Source organism: Lysinibacillus sp. CNPSo 3705 (genome assembly GCF_028674935.1).
Taxonomy (GTDB): Bacteria; Bacillota; Bacilli; order Bacillales_A; family Planococcaceae; genus Lysinibacillus.
Genome location: NZ_JAQZSD010000124.1, coordinates 1 through 4,571, shown reverse-complemented (window position 1 = coordinate 4,571; position 4,571 = coordinate 1). Strand labels below are relative to the sequence as shown.

Genomic DNA, 4,571 nt, shown 5'->3' with positions numbered 1-4,571 from the left:
AAAGATTAATCAAAATGGATGGATTTAATTTTGTGAAGGAGTTATTTTTTATAAAAAAGTTTGATTAAAACTCACTTAGAATTCTTACATCAAAAAGGGACAAAATGGTGCACCTTTTTTACAAACAGTAGAACATTATTTTAAACCATACATCTTTTTTATAAACGGTACAACTTTATTTAAAATCTACATTCACAAATTTCTGTCTCATGCTTAGAACCCCTTTATCCCGTATAGATTGACCATATTATACAAATGAAAATTCAAAAAGTGACTTTCATCAGCCTACGAAAAAAGCACAATCACTTTAATGAAGATTGTGCTTTACTCCTTATGTTGTCAGTCTTTCCGTTAATTTCGCAAATAACTCAATTCTTTTTACTTCTTTTTCTCTACTCGCAATTTGGTCATGTAAAATTGTAAATGCACCTGCACCAACCTCCACACTCGAATGAGCAATTGTTGTAATATCTAGTATCTCTGCAACTTGCTGGTCATCACAACCAATAATCGTTAAATCACTTGGAATATAAAGGCCGCTTTTTTTGGCGGCTGTTACAATACCCGCTGCAATATGATTACAAGATACGAGAAGGGCTGTTGGACGCTCTTTCATATGAAGCAGTGATTGAACAACACGTGTCCCGTCCTCTATTGTATAGCAGTCTACAAACTCCCACTCCTCTTTCGTCCTAACATGAATAGAGGATAAAGCGTCCCGGTACGCCTGTTTTCGATTTTGACTGTTGAAACTATTACTTCGTCCAAAGCAGTAACCAATTCGTGTATGTCCCCGTTCTATTAAATAATTCATTCCTAGTGCAAACGTTTTGTAATGATCAATATAAATGCTAGAAATTGTGCTTGATGCTGTATCCTCACACGTCACAATCGGGCCAAATTTTGAGTACTTTTCAATTTCCTTACAAACATTGACTTTCGAACATATAATGATTCCGTCTAACTTTTTCATCTTTAACATATTCAAAATCTCAATTTCTTTATCCGCGCTATTATCCGTTTGGCAGAGCATCATATTGTAATTATATTTTACAGCCTCTCTTGAAATACCTTCTATAATTGCACTGTAATATTGATTATTTATAAATGGAAGAAGCACTCCAATAACATTTGTTTTTCCTCGTACTAAATGAATCGCATTCGAATTTTGCGTGTAATTTAACTTTTCGATAATTGCTAATATCTCTTTTCGTTTTTGTTCATTTACATACGGATGATTATTTAAAACACGAGAAACAGTAGAAACCGAGACCCCCGCCAGTTCTGCGATTTTTTTTATATTTGTCATCATACACTCTCCCTTCCTACTACATATTAACGCATACAAAAAATTTTATAAATGTCCCTTGACCTGGTAAGCATTCCACATCATACCATGTGATGGCAGACTAAATAAGAAAGGATGTATGTTTTATATGATTTTGTAAGTAGAGCACATATTTTTCATAGGTGGATTACCAGGAAAAGAATAATAATTATCGAAGGGAGAGATTTACTTGTTATTCTCTGAGAGATGTGAGTTACACGTAATTTCCGAAAATGATTATAAAAACATTAAAAAATTATATGAAAACGAGCTAGTGAGAAAATACTTAGGAGGTATTATCGACGAAGAAGCATATAAAATTAGATTCTATGAAATATTAAATTCAAAAAATAGCTCCCTCCACTGGACAGTATTTTTAAAAGATAGTAAAGAATTTATAGGTTTTGTTTTCCTTGATACGTATCATGATGGGATTAATACAGAGATTGGGTATCAATTTTTACCTGAGTTTTGGGGTCAAGGCTATGCAAAAGAAGTGATTATGAAAGTATTAAATCATGGATTTAGTGCATTAAACTTAACCACTATTGTCGCTGAAACTCAGTCACTTAACATAGCATCTTGTGGACTATTAAAAAGAGTTGGAATGAAATTCGAGGAGACATTGGAACGATTCGGTAATCAACAGTCTAAATTTAGTATTTCAATTTCTAGTGGAAAGTAAGCCCTAAATATAAAAAAAGGGCAACCTTTTCGGTACACACGATGAATGGCCATCTATCCTAATTTTTTTCGGATACATGGCTAGTTTGCACATGTGGCTTGGATTTTTTTCGAACAAGGCATGTAATTATTTAAAATCGCTGGCTGCTGGTGAATCGGTAAATTTGGCAATTCTGTTATTAACGTCACTGGGTATTGATAGAAATCGATAACGGTAAAAAACGCCCCTTATAAATAAAAAGGAGCGTGTTCTGAAAAGGACGAGTTTCGTTACTTGATATAAAAATTCCGCTTTATAAAAAGTAGTAAAGTTAAAAACTTCAGTTTATTGACAAGATGGGTTTATTACAATAAACTAATCAACAAGAAGTTTATCTCAATAAACCTGACAAGGAGGGTGGTCAGAATGGAGCCGTATAAATTGTTCGATGCCGAATACAAATTTACATGCCTGATTTGGGATAACGAACCTATTAATTCTACTGATCTTGTAAAGCTAAGCCAAGCAGTACTTGGCTGGAAAAAGTCCACGACTTATACTGTTTTAAGAAAGTTATGTAAACGGGGAGTCCTTAAAAACGAGGAAGCAACGGTCACATCCATTGTTAAAAAAGAGGACGCACAGAAATATGAAAGTCAGATGGTTGTTGAAAAGTCCTTCAATGGATCCTTACCGCAGTTTCTAACTGCTTTTCTAGGTGGAAAGGGGATTTCTAATGAGGAAGCCGAAGAGTTGAAACGGATTATTGAGGAGGCAACTAAATCATGAACCTGTTTCTTGTAATCCTTAATATGAGCATTACTGCAAGCTTTGTTGCACTTGCGGTTATCATGGTGAGATTTCTTTTGAGACGAGCTCCTAAAATATTCTCTTATATTCTATGGGTAGCCGTAGCCATCCGACTGATCACCCCTGTTAGTTTTACCTCAAGCTTAAGTGTGTTAGGTTTTGTAAGGTTCCAAAAGAAAACTGGCACAGGTATCATGGAATTTGTACCCCAAGAAATTGGGATCCAAGAAAATCCAGTTATGGATATTGGAATTAAGGAGATAAGCCATTTTATAAACTCATCCCTTCCAGTGGCTACCCCGATGGCGAGCGCAAACCCCATGCAAATCATCGTGTGGATTGGAAGTTTAATTTGGATTACAGGTATAGTCATTCTTTTGCTTTTTAGCATTCTGTCGTATTTGAAAATATTAGTTAAGGTCCGAACGGCAACACTTGTCAAGGATAATATCTATGAGACTGACCAGATTGACACACCCTTTGTTTGCGGTTTTCTGAAACCGAAAATATATATCCCAATCGGCATGAGTGATCATGAGCTGTCTTACATTTTACTACATGAGAAAATTCATATTATGAGACGTGATTATCTGATAAAACCTTTTGCATTTATGCTCCTTATCATTCATTGGTTTAATCCGCTAATGTGGTTATCTTATGCGCTTATGAATAAAGATATGGAGATGTCCTGCGATGAAAGTGTCGTTAACAAAATGGGGCATCAGATTAAAGGAAGCTATTCAACCTCATTGCTTACGCTTTCTGTTAGCAAAAAAGGGGGACTAACCGGTAGTCCACTTGCTTTTGGAGAGAGCAATGTGAAGGCAAGAATTAAAAATATTCTTACTTACCGCCAACCTTCTAAAAGGATGATTGCAGCCTATATGCTCGTTATTGCAACTTTAGTTGTAGGATGTACAGCCAATCCCAAGCCTTTGCAGCAGGGACCCTTGCAATCTGGATATAATATAGAAAAGCTAATGGAGAACAAAACGCTTTATGTAGGTAACACTAGTAAGGTAGGCGGTCTCCTCAGTGGAATGCCCGAACCAACAGGTCTTGAATGGAACGGGATTGCACTTCAAACAACGACTCAGCCTTATGGGGTAACTATCAATTATATAAATGATTCTGCTTCCGGGATAGATGAGGCTGAAATAAATAGCGAAATTTATTATCGTAATTCCATTATCCTCTTAAGTATGATTGATAACGTCGATATTATAAACTATTCGATTGTTGACAGCCCAGACCAAAACGATGGAATAGTTAATACCTTTACGTTTACAAGAGAACAGGCAGACAAACTATTAGGAGAGGATGTTAGGCATTATACCACTGACGAAACAGGCCTGCGACAATTGATCGATCGTTTAGAAAGCCTTTCGTTTAGTGAAACCAATAACACTCCTTAATGTTTATCATTTAAACTTCGCCTTACGGGGATACTTTAATGGATCACACATAGCGCAAATGCTTTTTCCTTTAATAGACGCTATTCCGAAGTAACTACAAAAGTTCAATTTCTCAATTTAAATAATGAGAAATTGGACTTTTTATATTTATTTATAGTGTTGGTTTAAAATAAAGTTTGATTAAAAGCATGCTAAGAACATTGATTTTATACAGAAAAAATCTGCTCAATTTAAAATTAAAGTTTAAACAAAATGGGTAGGTTTCATTTACATATGAAATTAATGCTTGATTAAAACTATTCAAAAAAATATAAATCAACTTTTTCATCGTCACTACTTTATTTCAAGTCTACAT

The 4,571-nt window shown here is 35.0% G+C and carries 4 protein-coding genes; 3 read left to right on the top strand and 1 reads right to left on the bottom strand.

The window, feature by feature from the left end:
• Nucleotides 1–331: 331 nt before the first annotated feature.
• On the bottom strand, nt 332–1,309 hold the full coding sequence (locus PVA17_RS24340; RefSeq protein WP_274069272.1) for a LacI family DNA-binding transcriptional regulator: 978 nt from the start codon (nt 1,307–1,309) through the stop codon (nt 332–334).
• A gap of 208 nt (nt 1,310–1,517) precedes the next feature.
• On the opposite strand from PVA17_RS24340, the gene PVA17_RS24335 reads away from it, so the two are divergent.
• The 3 genes from PVA17_RS24335 to PVA17_RS24325 all read left to right on the top strand — a co-directional run bounded on the left by PVA17_RS24335 (nt 1,518) and on the right by PVA17_RS24325 (nt 4,216).
• Nucleotides 1,518–2,012: a GNAT family N-acetyltransferase gene (locus PVA17_RS24335; RefSeq protein ID WP_132356684.1), complete on the top strand. Its 495-nt coding sequence runs from the start codon at nt 1,518–1,520 to the stop codon at nt 2,010–2,012.
• A 405-nt stretch (nt 2,013–2,417) separates the two neighbouring features.
• On the top strand, nt 2,418–2,780 hold the full coding sequence (locus PVA17_RS24330; RefSeq protein ID WP_248716414.1) for a BlaI/MecI/CopY family transcriptional regulator: 363 nt from the start codon (nt 2,418–2,420) through the stop codon (nt 2,778–2,780).
• Nucleotides 2,777–4,216 carry a M56 family metallopeptidase gene (locus PVA17_RS24325; protein ID WP_274069271.1) on the top strand — a complete coding sequence of 480 codons (1,440 nt, stop codon included), beginning with the start codon at nt 2,777–2,779 and terminating at the stop codon, nt 4,214–4,216. The genes PVA17_RS24330 and PVA17_RS24325 overlap by 4 nt, the downstream gene beginning before the upstream one ends.
• Nucleotides 4,217–4,571: the final 355 nt, after the last annotated feature.

Bases quoted from the DNA above. Each gene is read 5' to 3' on its own strand.
- PVA17_RS24330 (WP_248716414.1), top strand. From the start codon at position 2,418: ATGGAGCCGTATAAATTGTTCGATGCCGAATACAAATTTACATGCCTG.
- PVA17_RS24340 (WP_274069272.1), bottom strand. From the start codon at position 1,309: ATGACAAATATAAAAAAAATCGCAGAACTGGCGGGGGTCTCGGTTTCT.
- PVA17_RS24325 (WP_274069271.1), top strand. From the start codon at position 2,777: ATGAACCTGTTTCTTGTAATCCTTAATATGAGCATTACTGCAAGCTTT.